This is a genomic window from Ciceribacter sp. RN22 (assembly GCF_024054295.1).
Lineage (GTDB): Bacteria > Pseudomonadota > Alphaproteobacteria > Rhizobiales > Rhizobiaceae > Allorhizobium > Allorhizobium lividum.
In genome coordinates, this window is record NZ_JAMXLD010000002.1 from 113511 (window position 1) to 138308 (window position 24798).

The 24798-nt window shown below is 64.6% G+C and carries 22 protein-coding genes; 9 read left to right on the forward strand and 13 right to left on the reverse strand.

Annotated elements, in window-relative coordinates:
- Nucleotides 1–159: 159 nt before the first annotated feature.
- Entirely contained in the window at nt 160–5688 is a 5529-nt protein-coding gene (locus tag NHF53_RS15670; RefSeq protein ID WP_252835081.1) for a peptidoglycan-binding protein, read from the reverse strand.
- Complete coding sequence (locus NHF53_RS15675) at nt 5642–5977, reverse strand: hypothetical protein (RefSeq protein ID WP_252835082.1); 336 nt, start codon at nt 5975–5977, stop codon at nt 5642–5644. Before NHF53_RS15675 ends, NHF53_RS15670 begins: the two co-directional genes overlap by 47 nt.
- A gap of 68 nt (nt 5978–6045) precedes the next feature.
- On the opposite strand from NHF53_RS15675, the gene nifB reads away from it, so the two are divergent.
- The 6 genes from nifB (at nt 6046) to NHF53_RS15705 (ending at nt 10144) form a co-directional block, all read left to right on the forward strand.
- Nucleotides 6046–7527: a nitrogenase cofactor biosynthesis protein NifB gene (gene nifB, locus NHF53_RS15680; protein WP_252835083.1), complete on the forward strand. Its 1482-nt coding sequence runs from the start codon at nt 6046–6048 to the stop codon at nt 7525–7527.
- 45 nt (nt 7528–7572) lie between these two features.
- Complete coding sequence (locus tag NHF53_RS15685; protein WP_112691644.1) at nt 7573–7767, forward strand: 4Fe-4S dicluster domain-containing protein; 195 nt, start codon at nt 7573–7575, stop codon at nt 7765–7767.
- Nucleotides 7768–7877: 110 nt separating this feature from the next.
- On the forward strand, nt 7878–8657 hold the full coding sequence (locus tag NHF53_RS15690; protein WP_252835084.1) for a 4Fe4S-binding leucine-rich repeat protein: 780 nt from the start codon (nt 7878–7880) through the stop codon (nt 8655–8657).
- Nucleotides 8658–8663: 6 nt separating this feature from the next.
- Nucleotides 8664–8975, forward strand: a complete 312-nt coding sequence (locus tag NHF53_RS15695) for a nitrogen fixation protein NifZ (RefSeq protein ID WP_114363477.1) — start codon at nt 8664–8666, stop codon at nt 8973–8975.
- Nucleotides 8972–9184: a putative nitrogen fixation protein NifT gene (gene nifT, locus NHF53_RS15700; RefSeq protein WP_114363476.1), complete on the forward strand. Its 213-nt coding sequence runs from the start codon at nt 8972–8974 to the stop codon at nt 9182–9184. Before NHF53_RS15695 ends, nifT begins: the two co-directional genes overlap by 4 nt.
- Before the next feature lie 30 nt (nt 9185–9214).
- Nucleotides 9215–10144, forward strand: a complete 930-nt coding sequence (locus NHF53_RS15705) for an SIR2 family protein (protein WP_252835085.1) — start codon at nt 9215–9217, stop codon at nt 10142–10144.
- On the opposite strand, the gene nifA is transcribed toward NHF53_RS15705, so the two are convergent.
- From nifA to NHF53_RS15760, 11 genes are all read right to left on the reverse strand, one after another.
- A complete protein-coding gene (gene nifA / locus NHF53_RS15710) occupies nt 10131–11870 on the reverse strand; it encodes a nif-specific transcriptional activator NifA (RefSeq protein WP_252835086.1) in 1740 nt (579 codons plus the stop codon). The genes NHF53_RS15705 and nifA overlap by 14 nt on opposite strands.
- Before the next feature lie 149 nt (nt 11871–12019).
- Complete coding sequence (locus tag NHF53_RS15715; RefSeq protein ID WP_252835087.1) at nt 12020–12319, reverse strand: ferredoxin family protein; 300 nt, start codon at nt 12317–12319, stop codon at nt 12020–12022.
- A 54-nt stretch (nt 12320–12373) separates the two neighbouring features.
- Nucleotides 12374–13681: an FAD-dependent oxidoreductase gene (locus tag NHF53_RS15720; RefSeq protein WP_252835088.1), complete on the reverse strand. Its 1308-nt coding sequence runs from the start codon at nt 13679–13681 to the stop codon at nt 12374–12376.
- A gap of 13 nt (nt 13682–13694) precedes the next feature.
- A complete protein-coding gene (locus NHF53_RS15725) occupies nt 13695–14804 on the reverse strand; it encodes an electron transfer flavoprotein subunit alpha/FixB family protein (RefSeq protein WP_252835089.1) in 1110 nt (369 codons plus the stop codon).
- A gap of 16 nt (nt 14805–14820) precedes the next feature.
- On the reverse strand, nt 14821–15675 hold the full coding sequence (locus NHF53_RS15730) for an electron transfer flavoprotein subunit beta/FixA family protein (protein WP_252835090.1): 855 nt from the start codon (nt 15673–15675) through the stop codon (nt 14821–14823).
- A 232-nt stretch (nt 15676–15907) separates the two neighbouring features.
- Entirely contained in the window at nt 15908–16291 is a 384-nt protein-coding gene (gene nifW, locus NHF53_RS15735; protein ID WP_252835091.1) for a nitrogenase stabilizing/protective protein NifW, read from the reverse strand.
- Nucleotides 16284–17114, reverse strand: coding sequence for a serine O-acetyltransferase (cysE, locus tag NHF53_RS15740; RefSeq protein ID WP_252835092.1), 831 nt, complete (start codon nt 17112–17114; stop codon nt 16284–16286). Before cysE ends, nifW begins: the two co-directional genes overlap by 8 nt.
- A complete protein-coding gene (gene nifV / locus NHF53_RS15745; protein WP_252835093.1) occupies nt 17102–18268 on the reverse strand; it encodes a homocitrate synthase in 1167 nt (388 codons plus the stop codon). The genes cysE and nifV overlap by 13 nt, the downstream gene beginning before the upstream one ends.
- Nucleotides 18269–18282: 14 nt before the next feature.
- Nucleotides 18283–19458 (reverse strand): cysteine desulfurase NifS, encoded by a 1176-nt coding sequence (nifS, locus tag NHF53_RS15750; protein WP_252835094.1) that lies wholly within the window; start codon nt 19456–19458, stop codon nt 18283–18285.
- A gap of 11 nt (nt 19459–19469) precedes the next feature.
- A complete protein-coding gene (locus NHF53_RS15755) occupies nt 19470–19862 on the reverse strand; it encodes a NifU family protein (RefSeq protein WP_252835095.1) in 393 nt (130 codons plus the stop codon).
- Nucleotides 19863–19875: 13 nt separating this feature from the next.
- Nucleotides 19876–20196: an iron-sulfur cluster assembly accessory protein gene (locus tag NHF53_RS15760; RefSeq protein ID WP_112691657.1), complete on the reverse strand. Its 321-nt coding sequence runs from the start codon at nt 20194–20196 to the stop codon at nt 19876–19878.
- A gap of 390 nt (nt 20197–20586) precedes the next feature.
- Between NHF53_RS15760 and nifH the strand changes: the two genes are divergently transcribed.
- From nifH to nifK, 3 genes are all read left to right on the forward strand, one after another.
- Nucleotides 20587–21477 (forward strand): nitrogenase iron protein, encoded by an 891-nt coding sequence (nifH, locus tag NHF53_RS15765; RefSeq protein ID WP_112691676.1) that lies wholly within the window; start codon nt 20587–20589, stop codon nt 21475–21477.
- A gap of 85 nt (nt 21478–21562) precedes the next feature.
- Complete coding sequence (gene nifD, locus NHF53_RS15770) at nt 21563–23074, forward strand: nitrogenase molybdenum-iron protein alpha chain (protein WP_252835096.1); 1512 nt, start codon at nt 21563–21565, stop codon at nt 23072–23074.
- Between the two features lie 151 nt (nt 23075–23225).
- A complete protein-coding gene (nifK, locus tag NHF53_RS15775; protein ID WP_114363466.1) occupies nt 23226–24767 on the forward strand; it encodes a nitrogenase molybdenum-iron protein subunit beta in 1542 nt (513 codons plus the stop codon).
- Nucleotides 24768–24798: the final 31 nt, after the last annotated feature.

Sequence of the window (24798 nt, forward strand, 5' to 3'; positions counted from 1 at the left end):
CGCGCGAGGGCGGAAACGCGACATCGTCGGGACTGGGCGAAGTTCGGCGTGGCACCCTTCGTCCCTGTTTGCGAGCGAGCAAACGGCGGATGGCAAGCTCCAGAATCCAGAACCGGCGGGATGCCCCGAAGGAAAATCGGGGACATCCCGGACCGGCATCTATTGCACCGGTGGCAGTATTCGCAGCAGCGGCGGGATCGTCTCGCGGGGCTTCGGAGTCGTCTGGCCCGGAACCGGCTCCACCGGCAGCAGGAGCGGTACGCAGCGCTCGCGTCGGGCATCCCAGCGTGTGTTACGGGGGCAGACGCAGGCCTGTTGCTTGGCGCTCCAGGTCCGGCCACCCGTGCAGGTCGGGGGCTTGGTGGTCGGCGGCACGACGATGTCGCCGGGCCGCCCGCAGGTCAGGCTTCCGACCCGCCTGATCTGCCAGCCTTGCCGGGAGAGGGACGCTGCACGGTTCGGGTCGATCTGCTTCCACCCGCGCGGGCAGCTTTCGGTCGTCGCCGGCGGGCGGGCACAATAGAGCACCTGGTCGCCACTGCGGCGCACGACCACTTCGAAGCCCTCGGGTATCCGGCTGCGGCTCGGATAGGCCTTGTAACCAGTCGGGCAGACGAGTTGCGGCGGGCGGGCGCAGTAGAGAACTTGCCCGCCGCTGCGGCGCGCGACCACCTCCCAGCCCTTCGGTATCCGGCTCTGGTTCTGGAACGCTTGATAACCGGACGGGCAGACAAGTTGTGGCGGACGGGCACAGTAGAGGACTTGCCCGCCGCTACGGCGCGCGACCACCTCCCAACCCTTCGGTATGCGGTTCTGGCTCTGGAAGGCCTGATAGCCCGACGGGCAAACGACCGGTTGCGGACGGGCGCAGAAGAGCACCTGACCACCACGTTCCCGACGCACCACCTCAAAGTTCGGCGGGATCTGGTCCTTGTCGCGATAGGCCGTGTAGCCGGAGGGGCATGTGAGCGGCGGAGGAGCGACGCCGCACAGGATCGTCCGCCCGCCGCGGCTGACCGCCGTGATCCTCCAGCCCTGGGCGCGCAGGGCGTCGGCGCGGGCAGGATCCACCGGCGTCTGGCCTGCCTTGCAGACCGGCGGCGGCACGACGGGCTCACGAACGACGACCGTCGCGCAGGCGTTGTCGTTTGCCGCGTTGGCATCCCCCTCGCCCCAGGAGGCGAAGAGCCGGCGAACGAGTGCCGTGTCGATCTGGCCCGTCGCAGGCAATCCGGCGCTTCTCTGGTAGTCGGCAATCGCCTTGCGCGTCCTGCTGCCGGCCTGCCCGTCGACGTCCCCCGCGGCAAACCCGAGCTGGTTCAACGCCTGCTGGACCGCCATGACGAGGGCCGTCTCGTTCCAGTCGAGACGGGCGCAATTGCGCGCTGATCCCGAACCGGTGCGGACCGGCTCGAGTGTCAGGGCGAGCGTGCGCGACTCTCCCGGCCCGAGCGTCGTGCGCGGGTAACTGCAGAGGAATGTCCCGCGGCTTTCCCGGCACGTCCAGGACGAAGGCTCGAAGTTTGCGAGCCTCGCACTTCCGGGAGAGAAGACGTCGCTGACCCTGAGCGGCCCGACATAGGTCGTGCGGCTGGCATTGGTGACGGTGACCAGGAAGTCGCATGGCGAGCCGGCGACACAGGTATCACGACCAGCCGATTTGGAGACCGCGAGATCCGCAACCACGACATTTGCCGGCGGCGGAGATGTCGGCGGCGTCGGGGGTGGGGTCGTCGGCTCCTGCGGCTGCAGGATCGTGATCGTGCTGGTGTGGCGATCGTTCTCCGGCTTGCCGTCCTTCACCCGCGTGTCGGGCCACAGCATCTCCTTGCGGTGGATTATGCGGCGGTGGGGGAAATCGGCCGGAATGTCGAGTGTGAGGTGAATGTCCGCCGCAGCACCCGGCTTCAGAACCATCTCCGTGCTGTCGCATTCATAACGTCCGGTCCCCGTCACCCGGCAAGTGAGACCGGAGGTCCGGCTCTCGATGCTGCTGATCGTGACACCGGGATCGAGCGTGCCGCGCAGGCCGGCGGCACCCTTGAACAGCCTTCCGCCGCGGTTCTCGATCCTGACGTCGATCGGGCAGGACGTTCCGAGCTCGCAGGTCGTCGCGCCCCAGGGCGCGAGATCGGCGGCAAGCACCGGCACGGTGACGCAGGCCGGTCCGTCATTGGCGGCGTTGTCGTCGCCGGTGTAGATCGATCCGATGTACCAGTCCGGCGGTGGCGCGTCCCAGTTCATCGCGGCACAGTTCTCGACAACGTCGCCAGCGACGGGATCGGGCAGGCGAACATGCAGAGCCGTTTCCTGCGTCGCACCGGGCGGCAGGACGCCGCCTGTCACGCAGGTCAAGCTGCCCGGCATCGCGCTGTTGCAGGTGAAGACACCGGTGACACCCTCGAGCGTTGATCCCGCGGGCATCTCGTCGGTGAAGGTCATCAGCCCGGCAAAGGGCGCAGGTCCGTGGTTGGTGACGTCGATCGCAAAGTCACAGGCGCTGCCCTCATAGCACTCGGCCGGGCCGGTCTTGGCGATTTCCAGATCGAAGCCTTCGTCGGCCAGTGTCGGGACGCATGTCGCGTCGCTTTTCTCCGGAGCGCCGGTCGCCGGGTTGTCGTTCGGAGGCATGCCCGGTGCTGCCCAGTCGAAGGTGATGCAGTTGAACATTGGGTCGGCCGGCGCCGGATCCGGGATCGCGACCGTGAGCGTCAGGTCACGGCTGTCGCCTGGATGGAGCGTGTGTGGACCGCCATTGAGCGTGCAGGTGATCGCAGGCCCCGCCACGCAGGCCCATTCGGGATTAGCGGAGACGAGCGTCACACCCGCTTCCGGCGTATCTTCGACGACCACCTGGCCGGTGTAATCGTCCGGTCCGCTGTTGGCGACGGTGATGTGATAGGTGCAGTTGCCGCCCGCATTGCAGTGGGCCGGTCCCTGCTTGGTGAGGGAAAGATCGAAGAACCCCGCGCTGTCGAGCACGTTCACGGTGAAACAGGCAAGGTCGGGGTGGACGTCTGCGGCGCCGTCATTCGCGGTCATGGCGCCCCAGTTGATCTCGGCGCAGTTCTCGATCGTGCCGCCTGCGATGCCGTCCGGCAGCTTCATCTGGACGAAGATGGGCACGATTCCACCGACAGGAAGGGTCATGTCGGGTGTCTGGCAGAGAATATCGCTGCCGCTCGGAGCGCAGGTGACCGTGCCCGGATCGAGGCCGGCGGCGACGAACGTCGCCCCGGCCGGCAGCGGGTCGCGGACGGCGAGCACGCCGTCGAATTCACCCGGACCGTGGTTGACGACCTGGACCATGAAGGCGCAGTCGGCATTCTCGACGCAATTGACCGGTCCATCCTTGGTGATGCCAAGGTCGAAGCCGTCGGTCACCGGCGTGTCGACGCAGTCCTCGTCATTGCCGTCCCCCGGTCCGTCATCCGTCCCCATCTCGAACCAGTCGATGGCGGCACAGTTGTGCACTGTCGGGCCGGGGATGTCGGCCGGCAGCAGCAGGTTGACCTCGATAGCCGCGGTGGCGCCGGGCGCCAGCAGCGCGAAGGCATTGGTGATGCAGGAGAAGGCCCCCCCAGCGGGCGTGCAGTTCCAGCCAGGCGAGGTCGAGGCAAGCGTTGCGCCCGCCGGCATGGTGTCCGTGATCGCCAGCGGGCCGATGTAGGCGATCGTCCCGAGATTGCGGATCGTCACCGTGTAGGTGCATTCGACGCCTTCCTGGCATTCGGCAGGTCCCGTCTTGCGGATCGCCAGATCGGTCTCGATCGGCCAGGGCGGCGGCGGGAACCAGCCGTCCTCGGGCGGCGGGGCGGGCAGCCAGCCTTCCGGCGGCAGACCTTCCGGCCACGCGGAAGTGACCTCTTCTTCGGTTGTGACGGCAGGCGGCGCGGTTCCCTCGCTCACGGCTTCGCCCGCGCCCGGCGGCGGTTGGAAGACCGCGACGTCGCCCACTCTTGTCGCATCGTTGCGCTGCAGGTCCGCTGCAATGGCGTTGCCGGCGGCATCGGTGTTGACGTCTGCATCGACCATGAAGGAACCGTCCGGGCCTTCCGGCGGAGAGGCGGGACCCGGCGACGGATAGGGCTGGAAGGCGGTGACCGGCTCGAAGGCCTCATAGGGCTGGGAAGAGCGGCCCTCGATGCCGGTCACCTGAGAGGAGTCGGTGTGTTCGCCGACGCTGCCGTCGAGGCAGAGCCCGCGTGGCGAGCAAAGGCCGTCTCCGCTCATCCAGACGAAGCCGTCGGGCTGGGCCTGGTCTGTCTGCCAATTCGAGCCGTAGCCGGGTCCGAAGGACACGCCGCCAGCGGCGTTCGCGCGTATATAGGGCGGGCCGTCCTCGCTGCGATCGTAGTAGCCGACGTCGTAGCGTCCGGCTCCGCGCCAGGAACCTGCTTCAGTCAGCTCGTAGCGCAGGACGCGCGCCTCATGCGGATAGGCGAAGGCATCGTCGGCGGCGAGGCCGAGATTGCGCATGCCGCCGCGTTCGGCAACAAGCATCACGGCCTGATCGCCAACGGCCGGGAAGGCGATGTCGGAAACCGGGTGGCTGCGGCCCGCCCGGGCGATGGCTTCCGGCGAGCGGAAGAAATCGGGCAGGAAGAACTCGCGGCGCACGCCGCCGCCGTCGAAACTGCCGTCCGCGGCGATGCCGACCGACCAGATCGCATTGCGTCGGTCGTCGTCTTCGGCGGCGGCATAGTCGGGGTTACCGAAGCCCTGGCTTCCCCACACTGCGTAGTAGAGCCGCGCGGAACCTGTCCCCGGTTCCATGCGGACACCGAGGCCCCAGATCCGGCGGCGGAAGTCGGCGAGGTTCCAGCAGGAGGGCGTGCGGGAGAAGTCGCCGCTCGAGCAGTCGGAGATATGGGCCGACGTGGCGGGGTCGAAGGAGACCTCCGGCAGCGAGCGGAATTCGCCCGTCGTTACGTCGAGAAAGCCGGTACGCCCTGCGACGCCATGGTCGAAGGTGCCGAGATCGGCACCGTCGGTGAGGCGGAGGCGGTGGATCATGCCCGTCTCGAGGTCGGAAACGTAAAGCTGCCGGTTTTGCGGATCGAAGGCGATGTTGCCGAGGGCTGCTGCGGAGTTCGCGCGCCCGCTAAGAGTGATCTCGGCGAAGACCTGCGGTCGGTAGCCATTCGCGGCATCGAGTTTCCAGACGGTGCCGGGCCCGCCGCCTGCGCCCCACATGCCTGTCATCCAGCCGGAATTGTCGGCATTGCGGTGCAGGCCGAAGGCGGCCGTCGCGGTCAGGTAGATGTTTGGCGGTGTGGCATCGTCGAGCGCCACACCGAACACCTGACCGATGTCGCCGGCAGTGACGGCCGCACGCTGGCTCTCGTTGAACCAGTGTGCGCCGATCGGCGGGCCGCCTGGTTGCCGCAGGTCGAGGATGCTGGCCGAGGCCCCGTTCGTGTCGATGATCCGGCGGCCGGCGTCATCGACGGTTCCGGAGAAGCGTGTGACGACGGCTTCCCCCGGCTGCAATGCTTCCTGAGCGGCGACATGAGATGTCGTCAGGCCGGCAGAACTGATCGCGAGCGTCGCGATGAAACGAAGGGCACGCCGCCATGGCGAGATCCGGCGAACACGCGCTGAAGTGCACGGATCGGGGTGGAGACGCTCATGGAAATTTTCAGGACGATACCCGTCCTTTGCGCGGGATGCCGTCTTCGGTACCATCTGCCATTCCTCCCTCTGGCACATGCGTGAGCGTCAGCTTTGCCGGCTCTCGTGTCCCGGCTGCATCTGTAGAAGATCGTGTTCCCTGACGTTCCTCGCTTTCGGAATTGCTAAAGTATATCGGACGGTTGTCTGCGACGTTTTGATGCAAGTCAACCGGGAAGGCCGACATGCGCAGGTGGCGCCGCTTGTTGTCCGGTTCGCCACGTTTTGTCGGCCATCCGACAAGATCGTCGTCAAGCAGACGGGTGCGGAAAAGGGGGTAATCTTTCAAGCTATTGAAATTCAATTGGGAAATATCCTGGCACGGCACTTGCGTCGTATTGCTCGTCGAAAACAGAGCGCACGGAGCAAACGATGTCCGCACCCATCATCTCCCTGGAAAGCCTCGCCTCTGCCTCCTCCATGGAGGCTCTGCTCGCCAAGGCCGCCTCCGGCGGTTGCTCATCGTCGTCTTGCGGCTCCTCGGCGAAGCCCGACGACATGGATCCGGCCGTCTGGGAGAAGATCAAGGACCATCCGTGCTATTCGGAGGAAGCGCACCACTATTTTGCCCGCATGCATGTGGCGGTGGCGCCCGCCTGCAATATCCAGTGCAACTACTGCAATCGCAAATACGACTGTGCCAACGAGAGCCGACCGGGCGTCGTTTCGGAGAAGCTGACGCCGGATCAGGCCCGTCGCAAGGTGATTGCCGTCGCGAACGAAGTGCCGCAGCTTTCCGTCCTGGGGATCGCGGGACCGGGCGATGCCTGCTACGACTGGAGGAAGACCCGGACGACTTTCGAGGAGGTGTCGCGAGATATCCCCGACATCAAGCTCTGCATTTCGACGAACGGGCTGGCGCTGCCCGATCATGTCGACGAGCTCGCCGAGATGAACGTCGATCACGTGACGATCACCATCAACATGGTCGATCCCGAGATCGGAACGAAGATCTATCCATGGATCTTCTACAGGAACCGCCGCTACACCGGCCTCGAGGCGTCCCAGATCCTGCACGAGAGGCAGATGCTCGGACTGGAAATGCTGACCGCCCGCGGCATCCTGACCAAGATCAATTCGGTCATGATCCCCGGGGTCAACGACGAGCACCTCATCGAGGTGAACAAATGGGTCAAGGAACGCGGCGCCTTCCTCCACAATGTCATGCCACTCATTTCCGATCCGGCGCACGGCACGCATTTCGGGCTCACCGGACAGCGAGGGCCGAAGGCCATGGAGCTGAAAGCCCTGCAGGACAAGCTCGAAGGCGGCGCCAAGCTCATGCGCCACTGCCGCCAGTGTCGGGCCGACGCGGTCGGCCTGCTCGGCGAAGACCGCGGCCAGGAATTCACCCTCGACCAGATCCCCGAGGAGGTCACCTATGATCCTTCCACGCGCGAAACCTACCGCGAGGTGGTGGCGCGCGAGCGGGGCGATCACGTCGCTGCCAAGCAGGCAGCCCTCAGCACGGTTGTAGAAACCGAGGCTACCGGCGCCCTGCTGGTTGCCGTGGCAACCAAGGGCGGCGGCCGTGTCAACGAACATTTCGGCCATGCAAGAGAGTTCCAGGTCTACGAGGCGTCGCCGAAAGGCATCGTCTTCGTCGGGCACCGCAAGGTCGACCAGTATTGCATGGGAGGCTTCGGCGAGGATGCCACGCTCGACGGCGTCATCGACGCGCTGGAGGGCATCGACGTCGTGCTTTGCGCCAAGATCGGCGATTGCCCGAAGGACAGCCTCAGCACCGCCGGCATCCGCGCCACCGATGCCTACGGGTATGACTACATCGAGACCGCGATCGCCGCGCTCTACGCCGCCGAATTTGGCCTGGAGCTTCTCGCCGAGAGTGCCTGACCTTTTTGAAATCCGTGACCGAAGCAGCCGACAGGAGAGTCGAAAATGGCCTTCAAGATTATCGCATCGCAGTGCACCCAGTGTTCCGCCTGTGAGTTCGAGTGCCCGACCGGGGCAATCAAATTCAAGGGCGAGACCTATGTCATCGACCCGAACAAGTGCACCGAATGCGAGGGATATTTCGAGACCCAGCAATGCGCCGCGATCTGTCCGGTGCCGAAGACCTGCGTTCCGGCCTGATGCCCGTCAGGTGGGAAACACGGCCGTCGCCCAGGGACCTTGACTCCCCGTGGCGACGGCCGGGCCCCCGTTTCCGGTCGGGTTCCGCCCGGCAAACCCGGAGAGACTGTATGGACAAGAGTGGGCTCCAGCCGATGGAGGATGACGACGCGCCGCCGGCGATCGACTGGCTCGGTAACCCGGTTTCGTGCCTCGACTGTCCGCACGAGGAAAACCGTGTCTCCGGTCTTTGCGATCTCGGTCGCGCCTGTGTCAGGGACTTGCGCGCGCGCCGGATCGACCGCTTCTTCTCGATCAATCCGGGCCTCGCAGACAGCTACCTCGATCATCCGTTCTTCGAGGTGCGCAGCATTGCCGCCCGCTATGCGTCGCCGTTCAGGCTGCTACCGCTTCTCTCCGATGTCGAGCCCGACGTGCGTGCCATGGCCGCGATCAGGCTGCCGGCGACCCGCGTGCTCGCCTTGCGGTCGGACCCGGATCGCCGTGTGCGGATCGCGCTCGCCCGCCGGCTCGCGGGAGAAGATCTGGTGCCGCTGCTCGGCGACCCCGACTACCAGGTGAGGCTGAGCGCAGCCCGTTCGGCAAACGCGGCCCTGCTCGTCGGGCTTATCGACGATCCCGAGCCCGACATCCGCCGTGAGGCGGCCCGCCGGGTACCACTCATGCATCTGCCCGCGCTCGTTGCCGATCCGGAGCCGCTGGTGCGGATCGAGGTCGCCCGAAGGCTGGAGCCGGCACGGCTTCATCTTCTGGCCGCCGACCCGGATTTTCGCGTGCGCTATGCGGTTGCCGAGCGGATCGCTGTCAATGAGCTCCCTCCGTTCCTGCAGGACGAGGACGAGGCCGTGCGGGAACTCGCACGGGAGAGGACGAAAGACGGGAAAGGATAGGGCTCCATGGGTCTTGGGCGTGAAGAGGAGATCGAAATCCGAAGGGCGCCGGTGTTCCGGCCCGGTGAGCGGGTGCGGGCTACCCGGCATGTGCGCAACGACGGCACCTATCCCGGCAAGGACATCGGCGAAAACCTCGTCCGCAAGGGGGATGTCGGCTACGTCCGCGACATCGGCACCTTCCTGCAGCAGTTCTACATCTACTCGGTCGAGTGGGTGGACAGGGGCACCCTGGTCGGCATGCGGGCGCGGGAGCTTGCCAGCCTCGACCGTTCCGAAATTCTGGAAGCTGGCAGCATCGGGAGAGACGAAAGATGAAGGTCATGATCCGCAAGTCCGAGCGCGGCTTTTCCGCCTATGTGCCGAAGAAGGATCTCGAGGAGCCGATCGTCCGGGCCGAGACGGAGGACCTCTGGGGCGGCGTCGTCACGCTGAAGAACGGCTGGCGTCTCGATCTTCCGCCGATGCCGGCCGATACCCGGCTGCCGATCACCGTCGAGGCGCGCAAGCTCGGAGACGACGAATAACGGAACCCGCGAAGACAAAGGATCGATGCCATGAACGCGATATTGCACGAGGACTTCCTGTTCGTTGTGTCGGAGGAGGCCGCCGAAAAGGCGCTTCTCGATGTCGGGCAAGGCCTGAGGCGCGGCGTGCTTGTACCCTTTCTTGGACCGGGCCTTGTCGCGCTGCAAGCCGGTGAACGGCGCGTGCCGGCGGCGCCGGAAGAGGTTGCGGCAGCGCTCCATTTGCGGGCACCGGCGCCTTCGCGCATCCGCACCAACATGTGGTCGGTCGCCCAGCATATCGAGCAGCGCAGGCACAGGAACACGCTGAAGGCGTGGATGGCCGAGATCTTTTCCGCCGAACCGCAGCCGGCGGCGCTGCACCGCTGGCTGGCGGGGCTCGCCCTGCCGCTCATCGTCGACAGCTGGTATGACGGCGCCATGCGGGCCGCACTCGGGGACAGCGGGCGGACGGATTTCGCCAGTATCCAGGGGATCACCCGCGCCGGCGAGGTTCGGGACATCTGGACGCGGATCTACGGCGCCGACGGCAATGCGACCGACGATCCCGCCGCTTCCACAGCGGCCACGATCCTTTACGAGCCCCACGGTTCGGCACGTCCCGCGGGCAATTTCCTCGTGGCGGATTCCGACTATGTCGAGGTTCTGACCGAGATCGACATCCAGACGCCGATCCCCGAGGTCGTCCGGGATCGCCGCGGTTCTCTCGGGTTTGTCTTTCTCGGCTGCCGCTTCGACGACCAGATGCTGCGCACCTATGCGCGCCAGATCATCAAGCGGTCGAAGGGGCCGCACTACGCCGTGATGAGCGGAGCCGAATTGACGAGGAACGAGCGCCGGTTTCTCATTGCGAACGGCATCACCCTCATCGACATGCCCTTGCCGGATGCGATCAATCTCGTCATCGGCGCCGAGCCCGCGCCCGAACCTTCGGACGGCGGGGCGCTCAGAACTTCTTGACCGGGATGTCGTGGCGGCGCAGCGCGTAACCAACCTGCCGCGGCGTCAGGCCGAGAATGCGGGCCGCTTTCGCCTGCACCCAGCCTGAACGGTCCATCGCCTCGATCAGACGCTCGCGTTCGGTCAGCCGACCGCCGTTCGCCGCATGGTTCACGATGTCCGGGTCACTGTCGCCGCCATCGTATGCGGCGGCGGGTCTCACCGGGGGAACGGTCGGTATTGGCGTGCCGGCCGGCAGGATGTGCCCGCTCGCGAGCATGTCGATCGCATTGTGCGGAACCTTGCCGTTGCCCTTCCAGAGGAGGGCGGAAAGACACTGGCCGCTGCTGCACGCGAAGTCGTTCGGTCCGATGACCTCGGCCCGGGTCAACGTCGCCGTCCGCTGCACGCAGTTCTCCAGCTCCCGCACATTGCCGGGGAAGTAGCACCGGGAGATGAGGTCGAGCGACATCTTGCTGAAGCTGAGGCGCCGGCTGTTCTGACGATTGAAGCGGCGAAGGAATTCCTCTGCAAGGCGCGGGATGTCGCCCGGCCTTTCCCGGAGCGGCGGCAGGGTCACCGGCACGACGCTGATGCGGTAATAGAGATCGGCCCGAAACTCGCCCTTGCGGACGGCATCTTCTAGGTCGCGGTTGGTTGCGCAGATCAGCCGCACGTCCACCTTCAGCGTCTTGTTGCCGCCGACGCGTTCGAACTCACCTTCCTGCAGCACGCGCAGCAGCTTCGCCTGGAAGGCGGCGGAAATCTCGCCGATCTCATCGAGCAGCAGCGTGCCGCCATGGGCAAGCTCGAACCGCCCGACCCGTTGGTTGGTCGCCCCAGTGAAGGCACCCTTCTCGTGTCCGAAAAGCTCCGACTCGAGCACGGTTTCGGGAAGGGCCGCGCAGTTGAGCTTGACGAAGGGCTTGTCGTGCCGCGGCGAAAGATCATGGATGGTTTGCGCAAACAGTTCCTTGCCGGTGCCGCTCTCGCCGCGCAGGAGAACGGTGGAATTGGTCCTGGCGACGATGTTGATGGTGTCGAGCACGTTTTTGACGGACGGGCTTTCGCCGACGATGTGGCTGTTCCTGGCGTTCGAACGGCGCGGCCATGTCTCTGCGCCGTCGCCGAAGGCCTTCTCGATCCGACGCTGCTCGTCGATCAGCCGTTGCCGGTCCTCGCTGAGGATCCGGTGAAGGCGGATCGTCTGCCCGGCGAGATTGGCGACCATCGTGAGAAAACGCATGTCGTCATCGAGGGTGAAATCGGTACCGTCCTTGCCGGAGCGATCGATCGACAGCGTTCCGAGAACGGTGTGATTGGCCTTGACCGGGACGCCGATGAGACACACTCCCGGCTCACCCTCCTCGGCGAAGAGCTCGGACTTGCTCGTATCGGCAATGACCAGCGGGGTCGCCGTCGCTACGATCTGGTCGATGACCGCTTGCGGGATCGGCATGAAATGGCTCTCGTCCGGTTTGTGAAAGTAGCCGGCGGTGGCGATGATCTCGGGCAGGCCGCCGTCGTCGAGAACGATCAGGGCACCATGCCGCATCTGCAGGAAGGAGGAGAGGATGTTGACGACGTTGGCGAGCGTGATCTCCAGGCGGGCGGGCTCGGCGAGCACCTTGGAGATTTCGTAGATGCCGCTCAGGGAAATGGTGGCGCGGCGGCTCGATCGAATGGCAGCATCCGACGGGCCGGATTCCCTGCCGGGCGGACTGACATGTTCGACATAGCGGTTCATCTGAAGACCTCTTGGACTATCCCAGGCCGGATTGTTCCAAGGGCAACCTCCCCAAACCGTCTCTTGTTATATGGCAAATCAGCTTACGCCGACGTCGCCCTTTGTCAATTCGGTTCGGAGCCGGCTCGCCCGTTTTCGGGGCGTGGACGTCAGCCGAACTTGAAGAGCACGCCGTAGCCGCCGCGCGGGTAGTTCCATTCGATCTCGCCGGATGCCTCGCAGAGAACCCGGCAGGTGCCGCATTCCATGCAGCCGTCGGCGGTGATCTCCACCTGGCCCTTGTCGTTCTGCTCGTAGCACTTGGCAGGGCAGACCCTTGTGAGCGCCAGAAGCGCCGGGCTCGGCGTCTCGTGCGGGCGCACCGTGATATGCGGCCGGCCGACGTCGACCAGATAGCGGTTCTGGAACAGCTTGTCCTCGACCCGGACGTCCTTGATGGCAATGGTCATTTAGGTACTCCTCGTTGTCGGTTGTTGCGTCTCGCAAGCAGCCTTCGCGCCCCGTTAGCGCCAGGCGAAAGCGAGTCTCACGGCGTCGGAGACCATGCCCCAGCGGCTGCGGCTCTTGACGAACTGGGCAACGGTCGCCCTCTCCTTGTCGATCTTCGGCGTACCGTCGACGCGCAGGAAATTCTGCGCCGCCGTCGACATCAGCTGCGGATAGGTCATGAAGAAGTTGTGCGAGTTGGTGTGCAGCAGGGCGGGCATATCCTTGTGCTTCTTCAGGTCCTTCACCACGAACGAGTCATCCAGCATCTTCTTGTAGAGGCTCAGGTTTTCCGCCGTCATCGGATCGCGTCTGCTCCTCACCTGGAAGATCGCCTCCGCCGCGATCCGGCCGGAGGTCATGGCGAGGTTGGAGCCTTCGCGATGGACCGCATTGTTGAGCTGGGCGGCATCGCCGACCACGACCCAACCGTCGCCGAAGAGCTGCGGGATCGCCTTGTATCCACCCTCCGGGATCAGATGCGCGGCATATTCCTTGACTTCGGAGCCTGCCAGCAGGGGTTTCACAGAGGGATGGTTCTTGAATTCCTCCAGCAAGGCATAGGGGCTTTCCATGGTCTTCGCATAATCGGAGACCAGGCAACCGACACCGAGCGAGATCGACTCCCTGTTAGTGTAAAGGAAGGCCAGCCCCGTCATGCCCTGCGAGAAGGTGCCGGCGGCTTCGATCACGCAGCCTTCATTGCCGGTCAGCCCGAAGCGCTGACAGATCACTTCCTCCGGCAGGAAGTGCATTTCCTTGACGGCGAGCGCCACCGTTTCCGGCCTCGGCATGTCGCGCAGGCCGGCGCGGGTTCCGAGCAGGCCGTTCACGCCTTCGGCGAGCACCACCACGTCGGCGAAGATCGCGCCGCCCCGGCGGTCGGTGTGAACGCCGATCACCTTGCCGCTGGTATCGCGGGCAAGTTCGGTCACAGTCGTTTCGCACAGCACCGTCGCGCCGGCTTCCTTGACCTTGGAGGAAAACCACTTGTCGAACTGAGCGCGGATGATCGTGTAGCGGTTCGGCTTCTCCTCGTTGAAGTCGTTGGAGCGGTAGTGCATGCCGGTGTGCGAGCTGTCGTCCATCATCCAGAACCGCTGTTCGACGAGGTGCCGCTCGAGCGGCGCATCCTCCCGGAAGTCCGGAATGATCTTCTCCAGCATCGAGGCATACATGATCGCCCCCTGGACATTCTTCGAACCGGCATATTCGCCTCGCTCCAGCTGCAGCACCTTCAGCCCGCGGCTTGCCAGCGTATAGGCGGCGGCATTGCCGGACATGCCGGCCCCGATGACGATGGCATCGAATTTCTCCTCGATCATGGTCGCATCTCCGTCAGCTGGCGAGCTTGTCGCGGTTGTGGGGCGAAAGGCGGCGGATGAACGCCTCGGTGAGGGCAGGAAGAAGGCGCACCGCGTCGGTGACGATGCCGACATGGGCGAAGTCGAAGATCGGGGCATTGGGGTCTGTGTTGATCGCGACGATCAGGTCGGCGCCCTCGACGCCCACCCGGTGCTGGATCGCCCCGGAGATGCCGGCCGCGATATAGAGCTTCGGACGGATCGTCTTGCCGGTCTGGCCGATCTGGCGTTCGGACGGCATCCAGCCCTTCTGCACGACCGGCCGCGAGCAGCCGTATTCCGCGCCGAGCGTCGAGGCGAGGTTGCGGATCAGCTGAAAATTCTCGGCCGCCCCGAGCCCGAGCCCGCCGGCCACGACGATGTCGGCATAGGCGAGGTTGACCTTGGCAGACTGGCTGTCGGGAATGAAGCTCAGGACCTTGGTGACGATGTCTTCCTCCATCATCGACAGCTTGTGCTGGATGACGCGGCCGACGGGCCGGTCCTGGCGCTCGGGCATCGGCATGACCCGCGGGCGAACTGTCGCCATCTGGGGGCGGAAATTCAGCGTGTAGATTGTGCAGAGCAGGGAGCCGCCGAAGGTCGGGCGGGTGGCCGCGAGCGACTTGTCGTCATCGACGTCGAGTTCGGTACAATCGGCGGTAAGACCCGTCTTCAGCGTCGTGGCGACCGAGCCGGCGAGGTCGCGGCCAAGCGTGGTTGCACCGAGCAGGAGGATTTCCGGTTGATAGGTGTTGACCAGGTCCGTCAGCGCCTTCGAATAGGGCTCGTTGCGATAGTCCTTGAGGATCGGATCCTCGACCAGATAGACCATGTCGGCACCGTAGGCGAAGGCCTCTGCCACGGCATGCCAAGTCGCTTCTCCCGGCGGTCCGATCACCGCGCCGGCCAGTTGCACGCCGAGCTTGTCGGCGAGCGTGCGGCCGCAGCCGAGGAGTTCGTAGGATACCGGATGCACCTGGCCGCGTTCCATTTCGATCGCCACCCAGACATGCTTGTAGGACTTGAAGTGCTCGGGCAGTTCCTTCTTCATGCCGGCGCGTCCGGCGGCGGGTGCTGCGGGTTTCTTGGCCTCTTCGGTCATGATGTCCTCATCTTTCCTATGCGGCGCAGCCGGCGGCCGCGAGAGCCCCTTCGAGCGCGGGTTTGCGGGCGAAGATTTCCGCGATCAGGTTGTCGGCGAGATCGCGCGCGCTGTCCCCCGGTTCTCCGATCGTCGTCGCCTTCTCCTGACGGGCCGTCGGTGCAAAGACCCGTTTCACCACGGTCGGCGATCCACGCAGGCCGCATTTGGTCAGGTCTTCGATCCCCGCGTCGGTGGCACTCCAGGTGACGATTTCAGCCCGGGCGGCCCGTAACGCATCATCGAGCGTCCCGCGGCGGATTTCGTTCGAACCCTCGAGCATGGTGACGAGACAGGGCAGTCTCGTCTGTAGGACCTGCGTGCCGCCTTCCGCCCGCCGTTCGACGGTGATCGCCCGTGTCTCGGGGTCGACGGACGCGATCTTTGCGACATAGGTCAGTTGCAGGAGGTCGAGACGCTTGGCGATGCCCGGTCCCACCTGCGCGGTGTCGCCGTCGATCGTCTGCTTTCCGGCAAAGATCACGTCCGGCTTGCCGTAGACCTGGCCGATCTTTTCGATCGCCGCGGACAGCGCAAAGGACGTGGCCAGCGTGTCGGAGCCGGCAAAGAAGCGGTCGGTGAGCAGCACGCCGCGATCCGCCCCGAAGGTCAGGGCCTTCCGCAGCGCATCTGCGGCCATCGGCGGGCCCATGGTCAGCACGGTGACCTCGCCGCCGTGGGCGTCTCGCATCCGCAACGCCTCCTCCAGGGAAAACAGGTCGAAGGGGTTGATGATCGTCGGGACGCCCTGCCGCATGATGGTGTTGGTCACCGGATGGACGCGGATCTGCGCCGAATCCGGCACTTGCTTGATACAGACGACGATATGCATGCCGCGCACCTCCATCAGGTTTCTTCAAAGGTTACGCAGATGCAGCAGCATAATCCGTGCCATGTCGCTGATCGAAGAATAACCCTTTGATATCTCTTCATTCCCGTCTCCATCATCCGTCGTGGTCGAACGTTTTGTCGGGTTCTTGACACTGTCTTGTCGCATCGTGTCGTCTCGGGTCCGGCGCAGGCGGATGTCGAAAGGACGTGCCGCCTCGGGAAGGGCACCAGGCCTATTGTTCGGCAAACGGCTTCAGAGCGGCGTCGAAGGAGACGAAGGCGCCACGTTTTTCCGCGGGCTTCTCCGGATCGTGCTCCTTCAGTACCTTGAAGACGCGCTGCGAAAGCGGCGAGGCACTCTCGAAGTCTGAATAGGCGCGCTCCAGCGTCGAACGGGCGCGGGCCGCGATCACCCGGTCGGGAAGGCCTTCGAAATCCTCCTCCGCGAGATACTGGCCCATGCGTTTCAGGATGTGCAGCCGCGCGACGTTCAGCACCCGGCCATCGTAGAGGATGCCGAGGGTGTGAAAGAAGTCCTCGGCAGAGGACAGGCCGCGCAGACGTTCGAGGATGTTGTCGACGTCGATCGGGCGGGAATTGGACGAACAGTCACTCATGGGGGGCTCCTGCGGGTTCCGGTGCATTTGTAATGGATGTGACCGAGACATCGGTCAGCGGGGAAAGGTTCGTCCGCGCCTGCAAACGGGCGAGGCGAACCTCGAGGAAATCGATGCGGTCGACGAGTGCCGCGATGGCTTCGCCGACGGGGTCGGGCATCAGGTGATGTTCGAGGTCGATGCGGCGGTCGCCGGACCTTCGTCGTTCCTGCGCCGGCTTCACCACCCGACCGGGTATGCCGATGACCGTCATCCCGGGCGCGACATCCTCGATCACCACGGAATTGGCCCCGATGCGGCAACCGGCACCGATCGTGATCGGGCCCAGGACCTTGGCGCCGGCCCCGACGAGGACGCCGTCGCCGAGCGTCGGATGCCGTCTGCCGGGCGTCCAGGACGTGCCGCCGAGGGTCACGCCGTGGTAGAGCGTCACGTCGTCACCGATTTCGGCGGTCTCGCCGATCACCACACCCGCGCCGTGGTCGATGAAGAAGCGCTCGCCGATGGCGGCTCCCGGATGGATGTCGATATTGGTGAGGAGGCGTGACAGCCAGGAGAGCAGGCGCGCGGGAAAACGCAGTCGTTTCCGCCACAACACGTGGGACAGACGATGCCAGATGATGGCGTGTACGCCCGGGTAGGTCAGCAGGATTTCGAGCGCGAAACGCGCGGCCGGGTCACGGGCCTTCACGCAGGCGATGTCGTCCAGAACAAGCCGCAGCAGCGACTTTGGCGCCGGCGGCCCCTCTTTCGGTCGGTCGGAGTCGATCGTCGCTCTGCCGGCGGCGGCCGACCCTCGTCCGGTGCGCATCACGAACGACATGGCTGGTCCTCCCGGTCCTGATGCGTCGCCGTCCGGTCGTAGAGTTCGAGCAGCACTTCGGGGGGCACCGGCTTTTTCGTCATCACCGCGCGGCGGCGAATCTCGGGCATCAGCCTTGCCAGGATCGCCGGTTCGCACCCGCGGTCGTGGTCCGCCAGCACGTAGGCAAGCGCTTTTGCCCCGGAATGCTTGCCGATGGCGATCTCGTGACCGCGCCCGAAAGGTTCCGGATCAAGGCCCTGATAGGTGCGCGGGTCGTTGAGGAGGCCTGCGACGTGGATGCCGGATTCGTGCGTGAAGACGTCGCCTCCGGTGATTGCCTGTGAGGGCGGCAGTCGACGTCCCGAACAGCGGGCGACCAGTTCGGCGAGGTCCTTCAGCGCCGAGAGGTCTATTCCGGTCACGACGGCCTCTTTCAGCGCCAGGATTGCCGCAACCTCTTCGAGCGCGGCGTTTCCGGCGCGCTCGCCAAGCCCGGAGACGGTGACGGAAAGATGTTTCGCCCCGGCGCGGAAGGCGGCCAAGGTATTGGCGGTCGCCAGCCCGAAGTCGTCGTGGGCGTGGAATTCGACGTCGATCAGGCCGGCCTCCGCCAGCGGCTGGACGAGCGCCATCGTGGAGAAGGGGTCGAGGATGCCGACCGTATCGGCAAGGCGCAGCCGTTGTGCTCCAGCCGCGGCGGCGACAGCGGCGACGTCCCGCAGATGGTCAGGGTCAGCGCGCGAGGCGTCCTCGCACCCTATGGCGACGAAAAGCCCGAGGGACACGGCGCGGCGCGTCATGCGCCCGATCCGGTCGAGGGCTTCGCCGCGCCCGATCCCCAGCTTGGCGGAAAGCTGGAGATCGGAGGCGGGCAGCGAGAGGTTGACTGCCTCGACGCCGGTCTTCAGCGCGGCGTCGAGGTCCTCGTCGGTCATGCGGCACCAGGCCATGACCCGCAGCGGCAGTCGGCGCGCCACGATGGCGCGGATCGCCGCGATCTCTTCCTCGCCCATGGCCGGCGTGCCTGCCTCGATTTCCGGAACGCCGGCCGCGGCGATCGCTTCGGCAATCGCCGCCTTCTCGGCCACGGAGAAGGCGACGCCCGGCGTCTGCTCGCCGTCACGAAGGGTCGTGTCGTTGAGAAAGACGGCGGGGTGGTTGGGTGATCCCATCATGGTCTCTTTCATCATCCGGTCCGTGCGACCTTCCGCGCGCCGGCGGGTTGCCTCAGCCGCATCACCAGCTGCGGCAGCACGGCGAGCACGTGGTCGATATCGCTTTCGTCGTTGTCCCGTCCGAGAGAAAAGCGGACGGCGCCGCCGAGGTGGCTCGCCGGTACGGCCATCGCCTGCAGGACATGGCTCGGCTGCATGGAGCCGGCGGAACAGGCCGAGCCGGAAGAACAGGCAATGCCTTCGCGCGCAAGCAGCGCCAGGAGACCATCGCCGTCGACATCCTCGAAGGCGATGTTGCAGGTGTTCGCGAGCCGCGCCATCGGATCGCCGTTGACGCGGGCGCCGGGGACCGCGCCCAGCAGGCCCTGTTCCAGCCGGTCGCGCAGCGCCTTCATCCGCGCCGCTTCGCTTTCCAGTCTCGATGCGGCGCGATCGGCCGCTTCGCCGAAGCCGACGATCGCCGGCACGTTCTCTGTTCCACCGCGGCGGTTGCGTTCCTGCCGGCCGCCGAGGATCAGGGGATAAAACGGCGTCTTACGCCGAACATAGAGAGCGCCGATACCCTTCGGCCCGGCGATCTTGTGAGCGGAAAGGCTCATCATGGAAATGGAGGTTTCTTCCACCCGGATCGGTACCCGCCCCGCCGCCTGCACCGCGTCGGAGTGGAAGAGGGCGCCGGCGGCTTTCGCCTTCCCGGCGAGGGTTTCGACGGGGAAGAGCGTGCCGGTCTCGTTGTTCGCCCACATGAACGAGACGACGGCGGTGCGTTCGCACAAAGCGTGCTCGTAGGCCGCGACATCGATGCGGCCGTAGCGGTCGACGGGAATGCGGTGCACCCGGGCGCGTCCCTCCGCCTCCAGCCGTTCGCAGAGCGTCAGGACGGCCGGGTGCTCGACGGCAGACACGATGATTTCGTTGCGCGGGGCAAGGGCCGCAAGTGCGCTGAGAAGGGCGGTATTGTCGCTCTCCGTGCCGCCGGATGTGAAGACGATCTCGCTGTCTTGCGCGGCGCCGATAAGGGTCTGGACCTGGCGCCGCGCCTTGCGCACGGCACCTGCCGCCGCCTCGCCGACGGCATGGTGCGACGAAGGGTTGCCGAAACTCTCGCTGAAAAAGGGCAGCATCGCCTCGACAACCGCCGGATCGATCCGCGTCGTGGCGTTATGGTCCAGATAGACGGTGCGCATTGCGATCACCCTCACTCGACGGGAATGACCCGCAGCGGCATTCCGACTGCTTCGACCAGTCTTTGGCGGACACCGGCGACGGTCACCGAGGCGAGCTGGCACCCGACACAGGCGCCGGTCAGCCGCACGAAGACCGCATCTCCCTCGATCCTGACCAACTGGCAATCGCCACCGTCACGCCTGAGGTTCGGGCGGATCGTCTCCAGCGCGGCCTCGATCAGCGGGCGCCGACGGGCGATCAGGGCCGCCCTGAGGTCCGGACCATCGGGAACTCCGTGCGCCGCGGGCTGGGGTTCCGGCGTTGTCGTCACGATTGCCGGCAGTGGGCGTGGCGCGGCGGGTGAAGAGCGGCCGCCGAGGCCGTCGAATAGTGTGATGCGCGTGGCGCGGCTTTGTTCCGGCATCGCCGTCCCTCGCTCAGCTGAAGGACTTGCCGCAGGCGCATTTATCCGCGGCATTGGGATTGTCGAAGACGAAGCCGGAGGATTCGAGGCCGGTGACGAAATCGATGGTCATGCCGGCGACATGTGGCTGGGAGCGGTCGTCGACGAAGACCTTGACTCCATCGGCGTCGATCACCGCGTCGCCGTGTCGGACGGTCGATTCCAAACCCATCATGTATTTGAAGCCGGCACAGCCGCCGGCTTCGACCATGATGCGAAGCCCTTCGGCGGGCTCGGCAGCCTTCGACAGGGCGGACTTGACGGCGGAAATGGCATTCTCGGTCAGAGTGATCATGGCACGTTTCTCCGTTTTGCAGGACGACGCGAAACACTATGCATCAGCCATGCCAGAGAAAAAGACATTGGAATAACAATCACATGGTGGAATTCCGTCTTGTCGGCTTTGCGACAACGTCTTCAATTCGACAGGAGCTGTCGGCTTCCTACAAAAACGTCGAGCCCTGTCGGGTTTGTCGCGTCTGCGACAGAGCGATGTCGTGGCCAAGTTTCGCCGGTCGGAAAGGCTAACGATATGATTCAAAAGAGAAAAATCTAGATACTGCAATCAGCCTTCCGAGTTGGCACGGGTCTTGAAACGGAGAAAGCGGCGGCGGTCGAGCCGACCCATCCGATATTCAGCCCCGCGGGAGAGGCCGCGGACGCTTCAGCCAAGGAAGGAATGAACATGTCAGGTTTGCGTCAGATCGCATTTTACGGGAAAGGCGGCATCGGAAAGTCGACCACCTCCCAGAATACGCTCGCGGCACTTGTCGATCTGGGTCAGAAGATCCTTATCGTCGGCTGCGACCCGAAGGCCGACTCCACCCGTCTCATCCTCAACTCCAAGGCCCAGGACACCGTTCTGTCGCTTGCCGCCCAGGAAGGCTCCGTCGAGGACCTGGAACTCGAAGATGTTCTGAAGATCGGCTACAAGGGCATCAAGTGCGTCGAGTCCGGCGGCCCGGAACCGGGCGTCGGCTGTGCCGGCCGCGGGGTCATCACCTCGATCAACTTCCTCGAGGAAAACGGTGCCTACGACGACGTCGACTATGTGTCCTACGACGTCCTCGGCGACGTCGTGTGCGGCGGCTTCGCGATGCCGATCCGCGAGAACAAGGCGCAGGAAATCTACATCGTCATGTCCGGCGAGATGATGGCGCTCTACGCCGCCAACAACATCGCCAAGGGCATCCTGAAATATGCCAATTCCGGCGGCGTGCGCCTCGGCGGGCTGATCTGCAACGAGCGCCAGACCGACCGCGAACTCGACCTTGCCGAGGCTCTCGCGGCGCGTCTGAACTCCAAGCTGATCCACTTCGTGCCTCGCGACAACATCGTCCAGCACGCGGAACTGCGCAAGCAGACGGTCATCGAATACGCGCCGAACTCCCAGCAGGCCCAGGAATACCGGCAGCTCGCCGAGAAGATCCATAACAATTCGGGCAAGGGCACCATCCCGACCCCGATCACGATGGAGGAGCTCGAAGACATGCTGCTCGCCTTCGGCATCATGAAGACCGACGAACAGATGCTCGCCGAGCTTCAGGCCAAGGAAGCCTCGGCCGCGGCTCATTGAGCGAAGGATTCAACCGGGCGCCGGCCTTGACCCGGCGCTCCAGTCGAAACGGCGGCACGCCGCCACCAGCGAGGGATCGCAAGCCATGAGCCTCGATTATGAAAACGACAGCGGACTCCATGAAAAGCTCATCGAGGAAGTGCTGTCGCATTATCCGGACAAGACGGCCAAGCGCCGCAAGAAGCATCTGAACGTCGCCAAGGCGGGCGACGAGGTCGACGCGGAAGAGGGCAAGGCTCTTTCCGAGTGCGACGTGAAATCCAACATCAAGTCCATTCCGGGCGTGATGACCATCCGCGGCTGCGCCTATGCCGGGTCCAAGGGCGTGGTCTGGGGACCGGTCAAGGACATGGTCCACATCAGCCACGGTCCGGTCGGCTGCGGCCAGTATTCCTGGTCCCAGCGCCGCAATTACTACATCGGCACGACCGGCATCGACACCTTCGTCACCATGCAGTTCACCTCCGATTTCCAGGAGAAGGACATCGTCTTCGGCGGCGACAAAAAGCTCGAAAAGGTCATCGACGAAATCCAGGCGCTCTTTCCGCTGAACAACGGCGTGACGATCCAGTCCGAGTGTCCGATCGGCCTCATCGGCGACGACATCGAAGCCGTCTCGCGCAAGAAGAAAAAGGAGCATGACAAGACGATCGTGCCCGTCCGTTGCGAGGGTTTCCGCGGCGTGTCGCAGTCCCTCGGCCACCACATCGCCAATGACGCGATCCGCGACTGGGTGTTCTCCGGCGAAGACAAGCATGCCGAATTCGAGACCGGCGCCTACGACGTCAACATCATCGGCGACTACAATATCGGCGGCGATGCCTGGGCTTCCCGCATCCTGCTCGAGGAAATGGGCCTGCGCGTGGTCGGCAACTGGTCGGGCGATGCGACGCTTGCCGAGATCGAGCGGGCGCCGAAGGCCAGGCTCAACCTCATCCACTGCTACCGTTCGATGAACTACATCTGCCGCCACATGGAAGAGAAATACGGCATCGCCTGGACGGAATACAACTTCTTCGGTCCCTCCCAGATCGAAGCCAGCCTGCGCAAGATTGCCAAGCATTTCGGCCCCGAGATCGAGGAAAAAGCCGAGGCGGTGATCGCGAAATATCAGCCGCTCGTCGATGCGGTGGTCGCCAAGTACCGGCCTCGGCTCGAGGGCAAGACCGTGATGCTCTATGTCGGCGGCCTTCGCCCCCGCCACGTCATCACCGCCTATGAAGACCTCGGCATGGAGATCGTCGGTACGGGCTACGAGTTCGGCCACAACGACGACTACCAGCGCACCAGCCACTACGTGAAGAACGGCACGCTGATCTACGACGACGTGACCGGCTATGAACTGGAGAAGTTCATCGAGGGGATCCGGCCCGATCTCGTCGGCTCCGGCATCAAGGAAAAGTATCCGGTCCAGAAGATGGGCATTCCGTTCCGCCAGATGCACAGCTGGGACTATTCCGGTCCGTATCACGGTTATGACGGCTTTGCGATCTTCGCGCGCGACATGGATCTCGCGATCAACAATCCAGTCTGGGGCCTCTACGACGCTCCGTGGAAGAAGAAGCAGCCGCAGCCGCTGCCGATTGCCGCCGAATGAGCGGTTGGCTTTCGCCCCCGGGGCGGAGGTCCGGCCCCAGGGCCGATCCAGAATGAAAACGCCCGCGGGACAAACCTGTCGGGATCAGTCGAAACGTCATTTGTCCCGGAGCCGCCGTATGGCGCGGCCCGCAGGATGGAGGTGACCAGTCATGCCGCAGTCCGCCGAAAAAGTGCTCGATCACGCCCCGCTCTTCCGCGAGCCGGAATATGTCGAGATGCTGAAAAGCAAGAAGGAAATGTTTGAATGCCCGCATCCGGGCGAATGGGTCGATGACCAGCGCGAATTCACGAAGAGCTGGGAGTATCGCGAGAAGAACCTTGCCCGCGAGGCGCTCGTCGTCAATCCGGCCAAGGCTTGCCAGCCGCTCGGTGCCGTCTTCGCGGCCGCCGGCTTCGAAAAGACCATGTCCTTCGTTCATGGCTCGCAAGGCTGCGTCGCCTATTACCGCTCGCACCTTTCCCGCCATTTCAAGGAGCCTTCGTCTGCCGTCTCCTCCTCGATGACGGAAGATGCCGCTGTCTTCGGCGGCTTGAAGAACATGATCGACGGCCTCGCCAACACCTACACGCTCTACGGGCCGAAGATGATCGCGGTCTCGACCACCTGCATGGCCGAGGTCATTGGCGACGACCTGCGCAGCTTCATCGAGAACGCCAAGAACGAAGGCTCCGTGCCGACCGATTACGACGTGCCGTTTGCCCATACGCCGGCCTTTGTCGGCAGTCATGTCGACGGCTACGACAACATGGTCCGCGGGGTCTTCGAACACTTCTGGAAAGGACAGCCGCGCACCGAGATCAAGGGGCGGTTCAACCTCATTCCCGGCTTCGACGGTTTTTGCGTCGGCAACAACCGTGAACTGAAGCGCATGCTGTCGTTGATGGGCGTCGATTACACCTTCATCCAGGACGCCTCCGACCAGTACGATACGCCCTCCGACGGCGAATACCGCATGTATGACGGCGGCACGAAGATCGATGACGTCAAGGATGCGCTGAACGCCGAATGGACGCTGTCGCTGCAGCATTACAATACCCGCAAGACCGAGGACTACTGCAAGGAAGTCGGCCAGAAGACGGCCTCACTCCACTATCCGCTCGGCATTCGCGGCACCGACGACCTGCTGATGAAGGTTTCGGAGATGACCGGCAAGGAAATCCCGGAGGAACTCCGCATGGAGCGTGGACGTCTTGTCGACGCCATGGCCGACAGCCAAGCCTACCTGCACGGCAAGAAATACGCGATCTACGGCGATCCGGATTTCGTCTACGGCATGGCGCGCTTCATTCTGGAAACCGGTGGCGAGCCCACCCATTGCCTCGCCACCAATGGCACGCCTGCCTGGGAAGCAGAGATGAAGGAGCTCTTCGCCTCCTCGCCCTTCGGCAAGGATTGTCAGGTCTGGCCGGGCAAGGATCTGTGGGCGATGCGCTCGCTGCTCTTCACCGAGCCGGTCGATCTCCTGATCGGCAATTCCTACGGCAAGTATCTCGAGCGTGACACCGGCACGCCGCTCTTGCGTTTGATGTTCCCGATCTTCGACCGCCACCACCATCACCGCTTCCCGCTGATGGGTTACCAGGGCGGCCTGCGCGTGCTGACCGCGATCCTCGACAAGTTCTTTGACGTCTACGACCGGGAAACGATCGTGCCGTCCAAGACCGACTATTCCTTCGACCTCACGCGCTGATCCTCGCCGGCCCCCGCCTGCGGGGGCCGGT